The following is a 19,200-nucleotide window of genomic DNA, read 5'->3' as shown; positions in this document are numbered from 1 at the left end:
ATTCCTTTAAATATTTGAAATTATTTTGAAAAATATTTCATTTTTTAGCTTTTGAGGTCGAAAGCATAAAAAGTTTTGTCATAAAGAAAACTTTATAACTCAACGGCATAATATTTTTCCTCATCAAAAACCGCCTGAACCTCACCCGCAGTTGCATCTGCAAGCTTTTTGTTAAGCTGTGGCAGTAAATCGGGTTTAATATGGAATTTAATCAGCACATCGCCTTCATAGACAGTATCGTCAACAGCACCGCCGTTATCATTTACAAGTGCCGAAACCTTGCCGTACTGGTTGTATGTACAACGAGCAGAACAGACAAGACAGTTCTGCATCATAACGATTTTTGCGGCGTCAAGAGCAATTTTTGCACCGTGAGAATATGCTCTCACAAGTCCGCCAGTGCCAAGCAAAACACCGCCGAAGTAACGGGTAACGACAACACATACATCATAAATTTCATTTTTTACAATTACATCAAGGCAAGGCATACCGGCAGTACCCGAGGGTTCACCGTCATCGCTGTAACGCTTTATGTTGCCCTCACGCAGAGAATAGGCATAGACATTGTGAGTTGCGTTCCAATGTTCACTGCGTTTTTCGTTGATAAAATCAACAGCCTCCTGCTCACAGGTTACAGGCTTGCAATAGCCGATAAAGCGTGAACGCTTTTCAACAAATTCGTCTTTTGCGTTACTTAAAACGGTTTTGTAATCCTTTGCCATAATAATACCTCAATTATACAGACACTCTGCACACGATTATGCAAAGTTTCCGTAAAGTAAACAAGGCGGCACAATGTGCCGCCTAAACAATTACATAATAAATTATTTATCCATACCGAAACGCTTCTTGAATCTGTCAACGCGTCCGCCGGTATCAACTAATTTCTGCTTTCCTGTAAAGAATGGGTGGCATTTTGAACAAATTTCAACACGGATGTCCTTCTTTGTTGAACCTGTTTCAATAACATTACCGCAAGCACAAGTAATTGTTGTTTTCTCATACTTAGGATGGATATTCTCTTTCATTGTTTTCACCTACCTGACATTACACAATTAACGGATTAATTATACAACATAATATTGCAAAATGCAAGCATTTTTAAAAAATATTTATTTTATTTTGGGATTGCCTGTTTTTGAAGGTAGCTTTTGTACTCTTCAAGGCACATTCCGTAGGAACGCATACGCTTTGCGTTTTCAATCCCCACATATCTGTACAGCGAGTCTGACGGATTCATTCGTGTTACTGAGGTTTTGCTTTCGGTATATCTCTGAACAAATCCGTATTCAACGCAGTTTCGCTCAAGAAATGCCTTTGAACCCGAATTTGAAAAATCAAATTCAACAAGCAACCCCGTCTGTGACTCCGACTGTCCGCCGTGAGGCGTGGTTTTTAAGACCTCCGCCTCTGCTCTGACAGTTGTATATTTTGATGATTGCAACATCTTTTGAAGTTCGGATTGAAACCTTTCTTCCTGTTCATCATAACTCACATATGCAGTCTTGATTTTAAGCTCGGTGCCGTTTTCTTTTGACGCTTTCAAAAGATTCTCAAGCGGTTTCAGTGCGTCCCTGTTCACTCTGAATCCGTTCACGGTTTCAAGATCGGGCACATAATCCTTATCAAGCGGATTTGCGCTGTCAACAACCGTCAGCAGCATTTCGCTTTCTGCCTGAATCTGTTCGGGAGTTTCGGGATTACTTTTCTGATTACTTTTAAGTATTGAAAAAATTCCGAACGCAATAGCTACGACAAGAATCACACCGACACAAGCTAACACAATGTACCTTCGCCGAGGATTTGATACAGGAAGAATTCTTCCCGTTCTCTCCTCAATAAGCGCCTGTTTTCGTCTGCGTTTTGATTCTCTGTAGCTGTTTCTATCAAACGGAGTGAATCCTCCGGACATCAGCATCCCTCCGAAAAATTTTCAGAATTATTTTTCTTTTGTATCTACTTCGTTCTTAACAAGAGCAACAAATTCGTCAACAGGCATATTCGGGATTTCTCCTCTTTTTCTTGAACGAACCGTAACTGTTGATGAATTCATCTCGTTGTCGCCGATTACAAGGATATACGGAATTCTTTCAAGTCTTGCAGCCTTAATCTTTGGACCGATATTTTCATCTCTGCTGTCAACAGTAACTCTCATGCCGAGTGAAGTAAGTCTGTCTGCAATACCCTGTGCATACTCAACATTACCCTCTTTTATCGGAAGAAGTCTGATCTGCTCGGGAGCAAGCCAAAGCGGCATTACACCGGCAAATCTCTCAATCATATATGCAAGAGTTCTTTCAAAGCAACCGAGTGAAGTTCTGTGAATAATATACGGAAGCTTCTTCTGACCGTCCTTGTCGATGTAGTACATACCGAATCTTTCGGCAAGGAGCATATCAATCTGGATTGTAACAATTGTGTCTTCCTTACCGAATACATTCTTGTACTGAATATCAAGCTTCGGACCGTAGAATGCGGCCTCGTCAATACCAATCTCATAGTCAACATCAAGGTCATCGAGAATAGTTTTCATAACAGCCTGTGACTCTTCCCACTGTTCCTTTGTACCCTCATACTTATTATTCTTGTTTTCAGGATCCCACTGTGAGAATCTGAAAGTACAGTTTTCAAGAAGTCCTACCGTGTCAAGGAAATATTTAGCAAGCTCAAGACAACCCTTGAATTCCTGTTCAAGCTGATCGGGACGAAGAATGTAGTGTCCCTCTGAAATTGTGAACTGACGAACACGGATAAGACCGTGCATCTCACCGCTTGCCTCGTTACGGAAAAGTGTTGATGTTTCCGTAAGACGCATCGGAAGGTCACGATATGAACGCTGTTTGTTAAGATAAACCTGATACTGGAACGGGCAAGTCATAGGACGAAGTGCGAAGCATTCCTTTTCTTCATCATGCGGATCGCCGAGTACAAACATACCGTCAAGATAATGATCCCAGTGACCTGAAATCTTATAAAGATCTCTCTTGGCAAGAAGAGGAGTTTTTGTAAGAAGACAGCCCTTTGACTGCTCAACATCTTCAACCCATCTCTGTAAAAGCTGAACAACTCTTGCACCCTTTGGAAGAAGAATAGGAAGTCCCTGACCTACATAGTCAACAGTTGTAAAGTATTCAAGTTCACGACCGAGCTTGTTGTGGTCACGAAGCTTTGCTTCTTCAAGCTTTTTGAGGTGTTCTTCAAGCATTGACGCCTTAGGGAACGCTACACCGTAAACACGGCAAAGCTGTGCGTTGTTTGCGTCGCCTCTCCAGTAAGCGCCTGTGCAGGCAGTCAGTTCAATAGCCTTGATCGGTGCAACACTCATGAGGTGAGGACCTGCGCAGAGGTCGATAAACTCACCCTGTTTGTAGAATGTGATATGCTCGCCCTTGTCGGAATGTTCCTTAACAAGTTCAACCTTGTAAGGCTCGTTCATCTCTTCAAGTTTCTTTTTAGCCTCCTCGGGAGAAAGCTCAACTCTTTCAAGCTCAAGACCTGATTTTACGATTTTCTTCATCTCAGCCTTGATTTTTTCAAGGTCTTCGGGTGAGAAAGGCTTTTCAACATCAAAATCATAGTAAAAACCGTTGTCAACGGCAGGACCGATTGCACACTTTGCATTCGGATAAAGTCTTTTTACTGCCTGAGCAAGGACATGAGAGGCTGTGTGCCAGAAAGTTTTCTGACCGTCAACATTATCAAATGTGAGAAGTTCAACCTTACAATCTTTTTCAAGCGGTGTTCTGAGGTCACAAAGGTCGCCGTCAACCTTTGCACAGCAAACAGACTTGTACAAACCTGCACCGATTGATTTTGCAATTTCGGCAGGAGTTGTACCGTTTTCAAATTCCTTGACTGCTCCGCCTTTTAATTCAACATTAATCATAACCATTCTCCTTTTTAATATGTGATGAAAACAAAAAATCCCAATATTCCAAAAACGGAATATTGGGACGAATAAATCGTGGTTCCACCCAAGTTCGGCTTAAAGCCCTCTTGACGGTTTTAACGCAACCAAACGCCGTGCCATTTCCTGCACAGTCTTAAAGGTGGTAACTTGCAATGCTTTTTGCGAAATATCACAGCAAATAATTTCGCTCTCTGGAAAAAGCAGGACTGCAAATCATGTCCTCATCAAAAATCAATTTTCTTTTCATTTGTATGGTACCACTTTAAAACCTGAATGTCAACACCTAATTCGATGTTCTTAATTATTTTTTATCTTCAAGTTCCTTGAGAAGTCTGTCGATTTCGCTCATTCTGTCGTCTGAAACCTCTGTGCCTTCAACAGGGGCTTTAACAGGAGCTTCTGCCTTTACAGGCTCGGTTTTTTCCTCTGAAACATCAAGACGCTTTGCGTACACGGGTTCTTCGGGAATTTCAGGCTCTGCAGGAGCTTCTGCAACAGGCTTTGCAGTTTCCTCTTTTAAAGGCTCTGTGGCAATTTTTTCTGCAAGCTGAGTCTGATTTTCATCGCCGTAGCCGAGAACAAGACCGTCATTTATATTTTCGTTTTTGATTGTTGCATCGTCATATTTTTCCTCATCGTAGCCCATCACAAAATCGGAAAGTCCCTGTGCAACTGCCTCGTAGCTGTCATCGCTTGCAGGAACATCATCTTCCTTTTTATCGGAAACAACAAGCTCATCGTAACCGCCTGAGCTGATATAGCTGTTTTCGTATGTATCCTCATCTTCGGGAAGGCTTTCGATAATCTCAACCTCCGCCTTTGTAAGGCAGCCTGCGAACATTTCAACAGAAAACGAAACAATATAAATGCCGAGAACAATAAACATAACTCCGTTCACAAGAGCACTGATGCCTGTGTTTTCAACGGATGATGTCAAAACAGCACCGACACCGTATGAAAGTGAAACAGCGGCAGCGGGCATACCGTAAATAAAGCAGGCCTTAACAGGGTTTCTGCCCTTTACCCTTGAAACAACCATTGAACTTGAGAAAAGGTAAAGTGTGATGAAAATGTAGCAGAAGAGCGGTGTCATATCGCTTGCTGAGATTGAAACCTTTGTTGCGGCGAGAAATTCCGAAACGAGTTCACTGCATCCCCAGAGTGCCGGGAAAACAAAGAACATCGACACATTTGATACGATTGATTTGCCTGAAAAATGCACCTTGCCGATCATAATCATAGCAATAGCCGCAGGAATTGAGAACAGAGCCGCAATGATGCTCAAAAGATAATTATCCGTGTTACCCGGAGTTGCGTTAATCAAAGCCAAAAATGACGAACCGACAATCGCAATACCCGAAATTACTGCAAACACACCCGAAACAAAATTCTTTTTAACGGGATATACGGGAGCCGTCTTTCTGTCAAAAAGGTTAATTAAAACACAAACCGCAAAAAGCCCGAGTATGATTTCAATTATGAAATAGTTAATGCCCGACTTGTTCATGCCGAACAACAATCCGTTGCCGTCAACTGCGAACATACTCATAATTTTAAGACCTATAGCAGCTATTACAGCCGGAATAAATGGTATAACTGAATATTTGGTTTTCATAAAAATCTCCGTTTCTGTACCGTAACAAGACAATTTTAAAAAACGACTTTGTTACACGATTATTGATATGCCGCCGAAAAATCAAACAGCAAAAACAAATACAAAATGAATTGTAAGTAATTATTATTTCGAATCAATCATATATTATTTTAAGCCAACATAACCGTTATGTCAAGAAAAAATAAGTCACAAAATACAATAGTATTATTTATTTTTTTGTGCGAAATAAAGGAGCATAGTAATGAAGGAAAAATTAATTGCAGTTGTCCTTCTGCTGATTCTCACGGCAATCCTCCCCATTGCAGTTTCAAAATGTTCTGAACGGCCTTTTGCAAAACCGACAGTTTCAACATCCGACACCCCCGAAAAGCCAAAAGATTCGGGTGAAATTCTCTGTGCGTTGACGGCAGGATTGTATAAAGACAGCTACTCTGCCGAAACACTAAAGGCGATTGCAATTCTTATGAACACAAATTACAGAGCTAATCCCGATTCTTTCAAGGCAAACGATTTTCTGTATGAAGAAAACGCATCGGGAAGTATAAAGGATGTTTACGGTGAAATAAAAAAAGCCGCTGAGAGTGCAAAAAACAAAACGCTCCGCAAAAACAGCGAAGCGTTGTTTGTTCCCTATTCCGAAACTTCAAACGGTACTACATACAAAAACGAAAATTACAGGTATATTCACAGCGTTGCATCTCCGTGGGATTGTTACCAAACCGATTTTGACGCAAATGCCGAATGTGTCGGAGTGAGTCTTTCGGGAATTGATTACCTTTGCAAAAACGGCTGCAGTGCCGAAGAAGCATTGCTGTGGTATCTTCCCGATTTTGAAATTGCTGACGATTAATTTACATAATAAGACGCAATATGTCTGAGTTTATCCCTTGCCTTCATAATGTGACGGGAAACCGTTGACGAGTTGACTCCCAGCTCTTTTGCAATCTCCTTTTCCTTTTTGCCGTTGAGATAGTAATCTACAATACAGATTCTCTGTCTTTCGGTAAGCTCGTTCAGAACAGCCATTGAAAGAATTTTCTTCATCTTATCACGGGAGTTTTCATTTGTACTGCCGTGCCAAAATCCCGAATCCGACATTAATCTGTGTTTGTTGTTGTCTGTAATATGTATAAATTTTCTTTTCATTTTATCATGCTCCGTAATATCTATCCATAAGATGATTTGAAATGTGAATGCATTCATTATAATAAATCTTGTATTTTGCAATTTTCAAATCAAGTTCTTTTTTGTTGATTTCCGATTTGCCTCTTTTTTCTGCTTTGAGTCTGTCGATAACATCCTGAATGCTGTCGGCAGTATTTTTATATTCCATTGACCATTCAAAATAATTAACCATACCGATATCCTTTCCTTGATTTTATTCATTTAGAAGGTCGGCGGGGCTTTCAACCTTCTAATTCCATTATACAGAACATATCGAACAAATTCAAGAACATTTGTTCGATATTATAAGTGACATACATTCACTGTCCCTTTGTACGGACTATGCTCTGTTTTTTCAAAATTTCTTTGTTTATGACATATAATTCGGATAATCAACAAAAAGATTTTGCGTTTTAACCAAAATTTTGGTGTGTAAATCAATTACAAAAGCATAATAAAAAGTGTATAATAAGAGTAATCGTGCAGCATTGAATGGCATAAGTCCGGATTTTCAATGCTGCACATTTTTTGTGTCAAAAACATCGGAGGTTATATAATGGAAAAAACGCAAAAAATGAATAAAATGGGAACTGAAAAAATAAGCAGGCTTTTGCTTACTATGGGTGTTCCGATGATAATTTCAATGGTTGTACAGGCTGTGTACAATATCGTTGACAGCTACTTTGTAAGCTGTATGAAAGATCCGAATATACCCGCACTCGGTGATTATGCGGTAAATGCACTCACGCTGGCATTTCCTGTTCAGATGCTTATGGTTGCGGTCGGAGTCGGTACGGGAGTCGGCATCAACTCGATTTTGTCAAGAAGTCTTGGTGAGGGCAATAAAGAAAAGTGCAGTAAAATTTCGGGCAACTCAATTTTTCTTGCACTTTGCACCTGTGTTGTATTTGTGCTTTTCGGAATTTTCGGAGTTGACGCATACATAGCCTCACAAACAAGCGATCCGATTATCACATCAATGGCTGTTTCGTATCTGAAAATCTGCACCTACAGTTCACTGGGCGTTAGTATGTACATGATTTTTGAAAAGCTGTTACAGGCAACGGGATATACAATGCAGACAACAGTTGCGCAGATTGTCGGTGCGGTTGTGAACATGATACTTGATCCGATTATGATTTTCGGTTGGTGCGGTTGCCCGAAGCTTGGTATTGACGGTGCGGCTATCGCAACGGTTATAGGTCAGTTCATTTCATTCTTTATTGACGCATATTTCTATTTCAGATGCAATTCAAAGCATTTCAACACATCATTAAAGTATATGAAACCCGAAGGCAGGATTATCAGGCAAATTTATCAGGTTGGTATCCCCGCTATTATTATGCAGGCGCTTATGTCGATTTTAACATACAGCATTAATGTTATTTTTGTAAGAGTTTCAACGGATGCGGTTACGGCTTACGGTATTTACTACAAAATTCAGCAGTTTGTATTTTTTGCCGCATTCGGCATGAACAATGCGATGATTCCGATTATAGCGTTCAATTACGGCAAACAGGATAAAAAGCGAGTAAACGACAGTATTAAATACGGACTTATTTACACGGTATCAATTCTTTGTGCAGGAATTATAATTCTTCAAATTTTTGCAAAACAGATACTCGGAATATTCTCGCTTACAGAATCGACAACCGACCTTGCAATGCTTGCAATTAGAATAATCACACCCGGATTTATATTTGTCGGTGCTAACATTGCGTATCAGGGAATTTTTCAGGCACTCGGCAACGGTGTGCATTCGCTGATACTTTCGCTTGTACGACTTATTGTTGTTCCTCTGCCCATTGCATACATTTTTTCATGCTTTGATTTTGCATCTTCAATAATCTGGATTGCATTCCCGATCGGCGAAGCTGTAGCATTTATCGTTGCACTTATTTTTATGGCAAATATCCGCAGGAAAAAGATTAATCCAATTAAAAATGGTGTTTAACAGTAAAAACAATATTTCTTATCGATTTACTTTTTGTTTATTTTGTATAGAGCCAATTATTAAAATCATCGTTTTTGTCGGGTAATTTAAGATTCTAAAAAAATACTGCACAAACATCTTCTTGATTTTTTGTATAGTTTGTCTTTTCGACTGTATGAATATTAGAATTGCACCCTCTCACCTTGAATTTACCCCTAAAAATCGGTATAATATAAGACAATGAACAAAGATAAAGTTCAAAACTTTAATCTTACCTGTTCGTTAAATATTAGGCAAAAATGTTTGCTTCTTTATTGAAACATTCATTTTCATAAAACACACAATCGCGAAAAGGATCGTCATTTGACGGTCTTTTTTGCGTTTGGAAAAAATTCATAATTACATAATTTCTGCATAAAAATCGGAGCCGTGAAAAATCACGACTCCTTTTTTGCTTTATCTTATTTTTTCAGTATAATCAAGTGCTATCCAGCCGGCACCGCTTTTGAGTTTGCCCCACTTGGCTGCACCTGCACCCGACTTTTCATCGACTATCGTGTACGCTCCGCCCTTTGGAACAGCACCGTTCACATCGTAATTTGTACCCGGACCTTTACGGATATTCACGCCGTTTGACGAGGTTATTCTCACGATATAACGCCTGAAAGCTTTATCCGAACCCGCTTTTGAACTGTCTGAGCCTGCAGAGTCAGTTTTGTATTTCACATCAAAATAATTGCACATACCCTTGCAGATTGCCTCTCCGATTGCAACTGTATTCTTGCGTATCCAATCCGAGCCTGTCACGGTGTCGTGAAACTCGCACTCAACATACACGGTTAATGCCTTCGGCACATTGATTTCGTAGAGATCGGTTTTGTAGCTGACTGAATCGTCCTTGCCGGGCGAGATTGCTCCGAGGGCAGACTTTACCGCCTCGGCAGCCTTTCTGCCGTTTGAGTTCAGGCAAAACACTCTTGTACCGCCCGTATATTTGCCGTTAAACGCATTAGTGTGGATCGGCATATGAATGTCTGCTCCAAACTTATCCGATTCGGGACAGCGTGTCTGCATAAGCGTGCCCGACTTTGCGACCATAACATCGAATCCGCAACGCTTAAGTGCTTTGGCTGCGGCGGCGGCAATTTTGTCGCACTGAGCCATTTCATTCGTACCGCCCGTTGCATAGGTGTTGCCGTTTTGGTTTGACGGACTGAGATATATTTTTTTACTCATTGTCTTTATCTTCTCCCTCTTTTAAATTCATTACTGCCGATGCACCTGCCGCAACAGCCGCAACAGCAAGACCGATGAGAGCGTTCTTTACAACATCACCGTCGTTAAAATCAAGACCGCCCAAAGCGAGCGTTACATTGGTGATAACATAACCGAGAGCAGTCTGAATAAATGTTCTGAACGCTCTTTTTAAACACGGCTTTTTTAAGCATATTTTTATTTTACTCATTATATTATATTTTCCTTTCCTTGTTTTGTTCGTTTTCCAAATCCGCTATTCTGTGTTCCGCTGTTTTGATTTTGTTGTCATTAACTGCCTCGTGCTGCTCAATAAGATATACACGCTCAACAAGATTATTATGCTTGTCAACCTTTTTTTCGAGCTGTTCAATGCGATAATTTGATAATCTTGACGCTGTAAAAATGCCTGCAAGTGAGCCTGCAAGAGTTCCTGCAAATGAAATCAACGCTATAAGAATTTGGTCTGTCAAAAAAATCACCTCCCACTTACAGGCTCAAAAAAAGGAGAAATTGCACTAAACAATGCAATTTCTCCGAAATTTCTTTATATTATTTTTTAAAACGATTATTTTTTCTCTATAAGAATTATAACAACGGTTTAAGATACTGTCCCGTAAATGATTTTTCAACCTTTGCAACCTGTTCGGGAGTGCCTTTGGCAACGATTGTACCGCCGCCGTCACCGCCCTCGGGACCGAGGTCGATAAGATAATCGGCTGTCTTGATAAGGTCAAGGTTGTGTTCAATTACAACAACCGTGTTTCCGCCGTCAACAAGAAGCTGAAGGACATCAACAAGTCTGTGTACATCAGCAATGTGCAAGCCCGTTGTCGGCTCGTCAAGAATATAAATTGTCTTACCCGTACTGCGTTTTGAAAGCTCTGTTGCAAGCTTTACACGCTGAGCCTCACCGCCCGAAAGCGTTGTTGCAGGCTGACCGAGCTTTATATAACCAAGACCCACTTCATACAGGGTTTTCAACTTTCTGTAAATCTTCGGGATATTTGAGAAGAACTCCATTCCCTCCTCAACGGACATTTCAAGAACATCATTGATTGACTTGCCCTTGTACTTTACTTCGAGGGTTTCACGGTTATATCTCTTGCCCTTGCAGACCTCACACGGAACATAAACATCTGACAAAAAGTGCATTTCAATCTTGATAATACCGTCACCCTGACAAGCCTCACATCTGCCGCCCTTTACATTGAATGAAAATCTGCTTGGTGTAAAACCACGCATTTTCGCATCGGTTGTAGCGGCATAAAGCATTCTGATATCCGTAAACACACCTGTGTATGTTGCAGGATTTGAACGGGGAGTTCTGCCGATAGGACTTTGGTCAATGGCAATTACCTTGTCAAGATTTTCCATACCCTTGATTTCCTTGTGCTTGCCGGGAATCGTCTTTGCTCGATTAAGGTCACGGGCAAGGGCTTTGTAGAGAATTTCGTTTACAAGTGAGCTTTTGCCCGAACCCGAAACGCCTGTTACGCAGACAAATTCACCGAGCGGAATTTTAACATTGATATTTTTAAGGTTATTTTCAGCCGCTCCTCTGACTTCAAGGAAAAGTCCGTTGCCTTTTCTGCGCTTTTCGGGAACGGGAACTTTGCGTTCGCCCGAAAGATACTTGCCTGTGATTGAATTCGGACATTGCTTAATCTTTTCAACATCACCGACACAGACAATTTCACCGCCGTGAATACCTGCCCCGGGACCTACATCCACAATGCAATCTGCGGCATACATAGTGTCCTCATCGTGTTCAACAACGATAACAGTATTTCCGAGGTCACGAAGTCGCTTTAAGGTTGCAAGAAGTTTTTCATTGTCACGCTGATGAAGTCCGATACTCGGCTCGTCAAGAATATACAGCACACCCATAAGCGAACTGCCGATTTGCGTTGCAAGGCGGATTCGCTGACTTTCACCGCCACTGAGTGTTCCCGAGCTTCTTGAAAGAGTAAGGTAACCAAGTCCTACGCTCTTGAGGAAGTTAAGTCTTTCGTTAATTTCTTTTATAATTTCAGCACCGATAATCTGCTCTTTTTCTGTAAGCTTGAGCTGACCTACAAATTCGAGTGCGTCAATAACCGACATTTTGCAGAAATCGGCAATGTTAAGTCCGCCGACTGTTACTGCAAGGCTTTCGGCTGAAAGTCTGTCACCGTGACAAAGATCGCACGGAATTTCTGCCATATACGAACGGATTTCATCCTTAATCCAGTTACTGCTTGTGTCATGATAACGGCGTTCAAGGTTGTTGATTATACCCTCAAATTTATGCTGATAAGTACCTCCGCCGTAAACCGATTTTTTATTGATTGTCAGCTCATCATCACCTGTGCCGTAGAGGATTTTGTCGATAGTTTCCTTCGGGAGATTTTCAAGCGGTTCATCAAGCGAAAAATTGTACTTTTTCGCTAAAGCCTCCATATACATTGCGGCAATTGTACTGCCTTCCATTGCCCATCCGCTGCCCTTGATACCGCCGTCACGGATACTCTTCGACATATCGGGAATAATTTTGTTCTCATCAATTTTGAGGAATACGCCGAGTCCCGTACACTTTGGGCACGCACCGAACGGATTGTTGAATGAAAACATTCTCGGTGAAAGCTCGTCAATGCTCACACCGTGTTCGGGGCAGGCATATTTTTGTGAAAAAGTCACATCCTCATCGCCGTTGAAGTTCACCGTAACAAGACCGCCGCCAAGCTTTGACGCTGTTTCGATGCTGTCTGAAAGTCTTGATGCTATTTCAGGCTTGATTACAAGACGGTCAACAATGATTTCTATATTATGCTTTTTATTTTTCTCAATCGGAATATTTTCCGACAAATCATAGATGATCCCGTCAACTCTTGCACGGACATAACCCGATTTTCCGGCACTGTCAAGAACCTTTGCGTGTTCGCCCTTTCTGCCCCTTACAACGGGAGCCATAATCTGAATTTTCGTACCCGTTTCATAGGTCATAATCTTATCGACAATCTGGTCAACTGTCTGCTGACGGATTTCCCTTCCGCAAACCGTACAATGCGGAACACCTATTCTTGCGTACAAAAGGCGGAGATAATCGTAAATTTCCGTAACCGTACCGACCGTTGAACGGGGATTCTTTGAAGTAGTTTTCTGATCGATTGATATTGCAGGCGAAAGTCCCTCTATGCTTTCAACATTAGGCTTATCCATCTGACCGAGAAACATTCTTGCATAGGAAGAAAGGCTTTCAACATATCTTCTCTGTCCCTCGGCATAGATTGTGTCAAACGCAAGCGAGCTTTTGCCCGAACCCGAAAGTCCTGTAATTACGACAAGTTTGTTACGGGGAATTTCAACATTTACATTTTTGAGGTTATGCTCTTTTGCACCTCTCACAATAATTTTATCCTGTGCCATTTAATCTACCCTTTACTGTGTCAAACATCTGACACAACTTCATACATTCGTTTAAATTTTGATTCATATACACGCATAGCCTCTCATTGCGAGAGGCTATGTTTATTTGATATTAACCTTCTGTGGACTCGTCAACCTTTGTTTCGGCTGAGGGTTCTTTGTCGGCAGTTTCCTGCTCAACTTCTTCGGGTTCTTTATATGTGCCGTTCATTACGGCAGTAAAGTCCTCGCTGCCCATCTTCTCATGCTTGATAAGATATTTTGCAATGTCGTGGAGCTTATCCATATTATCGCTGAGAATCTTAGTAGCGTCGCCATATGCCTTGTTGACCATATCAAGAACAAGCTGATCGATTTTAGCTGCGGTAGCCTCGGAATAATCCTGAGTTCTGCTGCCCATATCTCTGCCGAGGAATACGGAGTTGTTGTCTGTGCCGTAGCATACACAACCGAGTTCCTTAGTCATACCGTACTTTGTAACCATTGCACGGGCTGTTTTTGTAGCCTTTTCAATATCGTTTGACGCACCTGTTGAGATGTCATCCATAATAAGTTCTTCGGCAACTCGACCGCCAAGACTTACAACGATATCCTCATACATACCTCTGCGTGAGTTATATGACTTGTCCTCACTCGGGAGCGGCATTGTGTAACCGCCTGCCATACCTGTCGGAATAATTGAAATCTCGTGAACAGGATCCTGAGTTTCGAGCTTATCAAAGAGAATTGCGTGACCAGCCTCATGATAGGCTGTGAGCTTTTTCTCTTTCTCACTCATTACTTTGCTCTTTTTCTCTGCACCGACAACAACCTTGACTGTTGCCTCCTTGATTTCGTCCATAGTAATGGCTTTTTTATCTTTTCTTGCGGCAAGAAGTGCGGCCTCATTAAGAAGATTTTCAAGGTCTGCACCTGTAAATCCGGCTGTTGTTTTAGCAATAGTCTTGAGATTTACATCGGGTGCAAGAGGTTTCTTTCTTGCATGAACCCTGAGGATAGCCTCACGGCCGTTTACATCGGGATAGCTTACAACAACCTGACGGTCAAATCTGCCCGGACGCATAAGAGCCGGATCGAGAACATCGGGTCTGTTAGTTGCGGCAATAAGGATTACACCTTCATTTGCACCGAAACCGTCCATTTCAACAAGCAACTGGTTAAGAGTCTGCTCACGCTCATCGTTGCCGCCGCCAAGACCTGCGCCTCTCTGACGACCTACGGCATCAATTTCATCAATGAAAATGATGCAAGGTGAGTTTTTCTTTGCCTGATCAAAGAGGTCACGAACACGGGACGCACCGACACCGACAAACATCTCAACAAAGTCTGAACCTGAAATTGAGAAGAACGGCACACCTGCCTCACCTGCAACAGCTCTTGCAAGCAATGTTTTACCTGTACCGGGAGGGCCTACAAGGAGAACGCCCTTTGGTATTCTTGCGCCGAGTTTGTTATACTTTTCAGGAGCCTTGAGGAATTCAACAACCTCTGCAAGCTCTTCCTTTTCTTCATCGGCACCTGCAACATCATCAAATGTTGTCTTGCGCTTTTCATCGTTTGTATTCTTAATCTTGGCTTTGCCAAAGCTCATTTCCTTGCCGCCAAGACCTCCGCCGCCCATTTTCTTCATAATGAGCACCCAGGCAACGATGAGAATAATCATAATGATTAGTGTCGGAATCATTTCCATAAGTATGGAATTATCCGTTGCACGGGTAAGGTTATGCGGAATTTCATCAGTTGACGCCGGATTGTAGTACGGCTTGATGTCATCAAGGAAACGCTGAATATCGGCAAGCTGTCCTTTTACAACAATCTTTGATTTTTTGCTGTTCGAACGGGTTTCCTGCTGTTCAGTTGCAGTCTGAGCAGCAGTTGTTGCGGATTGAGAGTCGGAATCGGTTGATTTGATGGGACTCATGCCCTCTTTAAGGGTAATTTCAATCTGACCTGAACCGTAGTCAATGTTAAAGCTGTCAACCATATCCTGAACAAAATACTGCTCAAGCTCCGAGGTTTTCGGTGAAGTTGACTTATTTGTGCTCAGCACAGCCGCTGTTATAATGATTATCAGAATGGGAATTCCGAGATAAAGCAGCAGATTGCGCACTTTCTTTTTATTGTCCAATGCTGTCACTCCTCTGTATAGTATTATTTTTCCGAGGTGGAAATATGTAATGCCACGAAAATTTGTGGCTTATTTTCGCATTAAAATCACGAATAAACTGACGGCTTTAATACGCCTACATAAGGAAGATTTCTGTACTTTTCGTCATAGTCAAGACCGTAGCCAACGATAAATTCATCCGGAATTACCGCACCTGCGTAGTCAATATGGATATCGGCAACCCGTCTGTCCGGCTTGTTAAAAAGTGTACAGAGCTTTACTGATTTTGCCTTCTTGGCTTTGAGATATTTTGTGATAAAGTCAAGAGTATTGCCTGAGTCGATAATATCCTCAACAATGAGAATATCCTTGCCCTCAACAGACTGGGAAATATCCTTCTGAATATTAACTCTGCCTGAGCTTACAGTACCGCTGCCATAGCTTGAAGCAACGATAAAGTCGATTGAAAAATCAAGATTAACCTTTCTCATAAGGTCAACCATAAAGGCAACGCTGCCCTTGAGCAGACCGACCATTATAAAATCTTTGTCATTATAATCTTTTTCAATCTGTTTTGCAATAGTGTTCACAATATTTTCAATATCTTTTTCTGAATACAGAATTTTTTCAATATCCTTATGCATAATTAACCCTCTTTGTCTATATTTATGAGTAATTTTTCGGTTTTTTCGGTGTCATCTGCCTTTCCCTGCAATGAAACACCAAGCTTTTCACACCACAAAACGGTGTTGGATACCGCAAGCAGTAACAGCCTGTCCCTCATTTCGGACGGGATTTTCTGTTCGTTAAAAACCTTGCGGAGCGGTTTTGTGACCATGCGGTCCGGATATGTAAACCTGTCGCCTGCTCTGCGTGTGCGAAAAACAGGATTTTCGCCAAGCCGCTTTTTGGAAACGAGGTTATTTTGATTTGTTACTTTTTCGGTAATTTCATTTACCGTGTATATTTTTCCGTCATAAGAAAAGGTCATATTATTCTTTAACGGAATTTCATTAAAATCAGGGGAGTTTTTAGGACATACAAAGCGGAGTATTCCCTGTTTTGAAACGGCTGTGCATTGTTTTGACAGTTCAACGCTTCCTCCGTTTCTGATTATTTCACACAATAGTAAAATTGTTTTTCTTTCGGGAGAAATGTTGCGATTATTCTTTAACAAAATAAACAACATTTCCTTCAGAACGGCAGAATCAAGGCTCAACAGCTTTTTGCAGTCGTAGCCAAAATCACCTTTGCAGTCATGCACGGCTTTTTCGGCACATTTCTTAATGAAAGCAACCGATTCTCCGGCATTTTCACTCAAGCCTAAAGCCGTCCGTTCAAAAGAAGGATTCAGCTTTTTAAGACACGGAATAATGTTATGCCTAATGTAATTTCGTGTGTAATCATCAGCAAGATTCGTACTGTCGGTAACATATTCAAGGTTGTTTTCCTCACAATAGCTTTCAATGTCACCTCTCGAAAGTTCAATCAGCGGTCTGATTATGTTCCCCCGTTTTGGAGGAATTGCCGACAAGCCTGCCAAAGACGCACCCCTTGCAATATTGAATATCAGCGTTTCGGCATTGTCGGATGCCGTGTGAGCGGTTGCAATCTTTGCACAAAGTTTTTGCGAAAGCTCTTCAAAGAAAGCGTAGCGGACATTTCTTCCGCAAAGCTCTTCGCTGATTTTCTGCTGTTTGGCAAGTGTGGGAACATCAACGCTTTTTATGAAAAGTTCCGTGTTAAATTTCTTACAAAGAATTTTGCAGAAATTTTCATCACGCTTTGCCTCATCACCACGAATATTGTGGTTGATATGAGCGGCATAAATCGAAAGATTGTATTTTTCTTTCAGAGAAATAAAAATACTTAACAAAGCCGTAGAATCAGCTCCGCCCGAAAGTGCAACGATTACGCTGTCACCTTTTTCAAGCAAGCCGTATTTTTCAACGGTTGCTGTAACACGGTTAAGCATCTCGGTTGTCCGTTCCCGTAAAGCGCATGAACTCGCCCTGCCAATGCAGTTTTACAATATTAGTTTCACCGTGACGGTTCTTTGCTACGATACACTCGCCCGAATTCATATCGGCTGTCGGTGCGGCAGAATCCTCTCCGCCCTCTTTGTCATAGTAGCCCTCACGATAAAGGAACAGTACGATATCGGCATCCTGCTCGATAGAACCCGAATCTCTCAGGTCGGCAATCTGCGGTCTGTGGTCATCACGCTTTTCTGCAGCACGGGAAAGCTGTGACAGGGTGATTACGGGAACATTCATTTCCTTTGCAAGAATTTTCAGATTTCGTGTGATTTCCGAAATTTCATTTACACGGCTGTCAATCTTCCTGCCGCTCGACATAAGCTGAAGATAGTCGATTACAACGAGGTCAAGGTTGTGAAGTCGGCGAAGTCTTGACTTCATCTCAGGAATTGTAATACCCGGAGTATCGTCAAGATAGAGGTCGGTTTTGCTGAGAATATCGCTTGCGGGGATAAGTCTTGACCACTCCTCCTCGGTAAGCTGACCTGTTCTCAGTTTTGTACCGCCGATAAGTGCCTCACTTGAAAGCAGACGGCTTGCAAGCTGTTCCTTTGACATTTCAAGCGAGAAAAACGCAACGGTCTTTTTAGACTTACACGCAACATTTCGTGCAATATTGAGTGCGAAACTCGTTTTACCCATACCCGGTCGGGCGGCAAGAATGATAAGGTCGGAACGGTTAAGTCCCGTAATCATTCGGTCAAGGTCGCCTATGCCCGTTGGGATAGGTTTCATACTGTTGTCGGTTTCGCTGTTGAGTGCGTCAAGTCGGTCAAAAGTCTGTAAAATTACCGAGTTGATACGCTCAAGACCGTGCTTTTCATTGCCCTGTCTGATGTCAAAAATCTTCTGTTCTGCCGAATCAATCAGAACCGAGGGATCATCGTTGCCTGCAGTTGCGTCATCAATAATTTCTCGGGACGCCGTAATAAGTCTGCGAACATTGTACTTTTCCGCAATAATCTTCGCATACTCCTCGGCATTGGAAATTGACGGACAATTGTTGACAAGATCCATAAGGTAGGTTTTTCCCGTTGTCTCGTCAAAAGCCTTATTCTGTTTTAACCTTTCAAGCAGTGTAACAAAGTCGATGTTCAGACCGAGTCCGATCATCTCCTGCATCTGTGCAAAAATCAGCTTATGCAAAGAAACATAGAAATAATCGGGGCTTTTCAGGGTATCAACAACCTTGTCAAAGGTGTCGCTTTCAAGAATGATTGCACCTAAAACTGCTTGTTCCGCTTCGGGGCTGTACGGCAGATGAAGTCCGTCATAACTGCCCGCAAAATTTAAATCAGCCATTTTTACTCCTGTTTATTATGCCTCGGATACCTGAACATCAATCTTTGCAGAAACGCCTGTAAAGAGCTTTACCTCTGCGTGATATGTACCGAATTCTTTAATGTCGCAGTCAAGAACAACCTTGCGCTTGTCAACATCAATGTTGTACTGCTTTTTGATTTCTTCGGCAACCTGCTTTGAAGTTACGCTGCCAAAAAGTCTGCCGCCCTGTCCTGCTTTTGCAGTCATCTTGAAGGTTTTGCCCTCAAGAGTCTTTTTGTCATGTTCTGCCTGAGCCTTTTGGGTTGCAATTTTATAATTTTTGGAATTCTCGGCATTCTTATATTCATTCATAGCCTGAGCGTTTGCCTCTTTTGCAAGCTTTCTCGGAAGGAGAAAGTTTCTTGCATAGCCGTCAGATGCCTCAACAAGCTCGCCTTTTTTGCCGAGTGATTTTACATCCTGCATTAAAATTACTTTCATAACCAA

The 19,200-nt window shown here is 41.8% G+C and carries 18 protein-coding genes; 2 read left to right on the top strand and 16 right to left on the bottom strand.

Annotated elements, in window-relative coordinates:
- Positions 1-92: 92 nt before the first annotated feature.
- The 5 genes from WMO31_RS01710 to WMO31_RS01690 form a co-directional block, all read right to left on the bottom strand.
- Positions 93-722, bottom strand: coding sequence for a YigZ family protein (locus WMO31_RS01710; RefSeq protein ID WP_117837506.1), 630 nt, complete (start codon positions 720-722; stop codon positions 93-95).
- A 102-nt stretch (positions 723-824) separates the two neighbouring features.
- Positions 825-1,028 carry a 50S ribosomal protein L31 gene (rpmE, locus tag WMO31_RS01705; RefSeq protein WP_015523645.1) on the bottom strand — a complete coding sequence of 68 codons (204 nt, stop codon included), beginning with the start codon at positions 1,026-1,028 and terminating at the stop codon, positions 825-827.
- Positions 1,029-1,117: 89 nt separating this feature from the next.
- On the bottom strand, positions 1,118-1,912 hold the full coding sequence (locus WMO31_RS01700; protein ID WP_367999097.1) for a M15 family metallopeptidase: 795 nt from the start codon (positions 1,910-1,912) through the stop codon (positions 1,118-1,120).
- A gap of 27 nt (positions 1,913-1,939) precedes the next feature.
- Entirely contained in the window at positions 1,940-3,886 is a 1,947-nt protein-coding gene (thrS, locus tag WMO31_RS01695) for a threonine--tRNA ligase (RefSeq protein ID WP_367999096.1), read from the bottom strand.
- Between the two features lie 325 nt (positions 3,887-4,211).
- A complete protein-coding gene (locus WMO31_RS01690; protein WP_367999095.1) occupies positions 4,212-5,525 on the bottom strand; it encodes a hypothetical protein in 1,314 nt (437 codons plus the stop codon).
- Positions 5,526-5,766: 241 nt separating this feature from the next.
- Here WMO31_RS01690 and WMO31_RS01685 point away from each other — a divergent pair, with 241 nt between their 5' ends.
- Positions 5,767-6,375: a hypothetical protein gene (locus tag WMO31_RS01685; RefSeq protein WP_195230839.1), complete on the top strand. Its 609-nt coding sequence runs from the start codon at positions 5,767-5,769 to the stop codon at positions 6,373-6,375.
- Here WMO31_RS01685 and WMO31_RS01680 read toward each other — a convergent pair.
- Together WMO31_RS01680 and WMO31_RS01675 are read right to left on the bottom strand one after the other, a co-directional pair.
- The gene (locus tag WMO31_RS01680; RefSeq protein ID WP_367999094.1) at positions 6,372-6,671 is read right to left on the bottom strand and encodes a sigma-70 family RNA polymerase sigma factor; all 300 of its coding nucleotides are present in this window, start codon (positions 6,669-6,671) and stop codon (positions 6,372-6,374) included. The two genes, WMO31_RS01685 and WMO31_RS01680, sit on opposite strands and share 4 nt — an antisense overlap.
- Before the next feature lie 4 nt (positions 6,672-6,675).
- On the bottom strand, positions 6,676-6,882 hold the full coding sequence (locus tag WMO31_RS01675) for a hypothetical protein (RefSeq protein WP_015523639.1): 207 nt from the start codon (positions 6,880-6,882) through the stop codon (positions 6,676-6,678).
- Positions 6,883-7,245: 363 nt separating this feature from the next.
- Here WMO31_RS01675 and WMO31_RS01670 point away from each other — a divergent pair, with 363 nt between their 5' ends.
- Positions 7,246-8,643 (top strand): MATE family efflux transporter, encoded by a 1,398-nt coding sequence (locus WMO31_RS01670; RefSeq protein ID WP_367999093.1) that lies wholly within the window; start codon positions 7,246-7,248, stop codon positions 8,641-8,643.
- A gap of 435 nt (positions 8,644-9,078) precedes the next feature.
- On the opposite strand, the gene WMO31_RS01665 is transcribed toward WMO31_RS01670, so the two are convergent.
- The 9 genes from WMO31_RS01665 to rplI form a co-directional block, all read right to left on the bottom strand.
- Entirely contained in the window at positions 9,079-9,858 is a 780-nt protein-coding gene (locus WMO31_RS01665; RefSeq protein ID WP_181980462.1) for an N-acetylmuramoyl-L-alanine amidase, read from the bottom strand.
- A complete protein-coding gene (locus WMO31_RS01660; RefSeq protein WP_015523636.1) occupies positions 9,851-10,087 on the bottom strand; it encodes a hypothetical protein in 237 nt (78 codons plus the stop codon). Before WMO31_RS01660 ends, WMO31_RS01665 begins: the two co-directional genes overlap by 8 nt.
- 4 nt (positions 10,088-10,091) lie before the next feature.
- Positions 10,092-10,349, bottom strand: coding sequence for a hypothetical protein (locus tag WMO31_RS01655; protein WP_021883346.1), 258 nt, complete (start codon positions 10,347-10,349; stop codon positions 10,092-10,094).
- 115 nt (positions 10,350-10,464) lie between these two features.
- Positions 10,465-13,284, bottom strand: a complete 2,820-nt coding sequence (uvrA, locus tag WMO31_RS01650) for an excinuclease ABC subunit UvrA (RefSeq protein ID WP_367999092.1) — start codon at positions 13,282-13,284, stop codon at positions 10,465-10,467.
- Positions 13,285-13,396: 112 nt separating this feature from the next.
- Positions 13,397-15,412 (bottom strand): ATP-dependent zinc metalloprotease FtsH, encoded by a 2,016-nt coding sequence (gene ftsH / locus WMO31_RS01645; protein ID WP_438871045.1) that lies wholly within the window; start codon positions 15,410-15,412, stop codon positions 13,397-13,399.
- Between the two features lie 86 nt (positions 15,413-15,498).
- Positions 15,499-16,035 (bottom strand): hypoxanthine phosphoribosyltransferase, encoded by a 537-nt coding sequence (hpt, locus tag WMO31_RS01640; protein ID WP_015523634.1) that lies wholly within the window; start codon positions 16,033-16,035, stop codon positions 15,499-15,501.
- A gap of 2 nt (positions 16,036-16,037) precedes the next feature.
- Positions 16,038-17,366 carry a tRNA lysidine(34) synthetase TilS gene (gene tilS / locus WMO31_RS01635; RefSeq protein WP_367999091.1) on the bottom strand — a complete coding sequence of 443 codons (1,329 nt, stop codon included), beginning with the start codon at positions 17,364-17,366 and terminating at the stop codon, positions 16,038-16,040.
- The gene (dnaB, locus tag WMO31_RS01630) at positions 17,359-18,732 is read right to left on the bottom strand and encodes a replicative DNA helicase (RefSeq protein WP_367999090.1); all 1,374 of its coding nucleotides are present in this window, start codon (positions 18,730-18,732) and stop codon (positions 17,359-17,361) included. Before dnaB ends, tilS begins: the two co-directional genes overlap by 8 nt.
- Before the next feature lie 15 nt (positions 18,733-18,747).
- A complete protein-coding gene (rplI, locus tag WMO31_RS01625) occupies positions 18,748-19,194 on the bottom strand; it encodes a 50S ribosomal protein L9 (protein ID WP_015523631.1) in 447 nt (148 codons plus the stop codon).
- Between the last annotated feature and the right edge of the window lie 6 nt (positions 19,195-19,200).

This window comes from Ruminococcoides intestinale (genome assembly GCF_040095935.1).
Lineage (GTDB): Bacteria > Bacillota > Clostridia > Oscillospirales > Acutalibacteraceae > Ruminococcoides > Ruminococcoides intestinale.
Note: the sequence above shows the minus strand (reverse complement) of the source record. Positions and strands in the feature narration are given on the sequence as shown.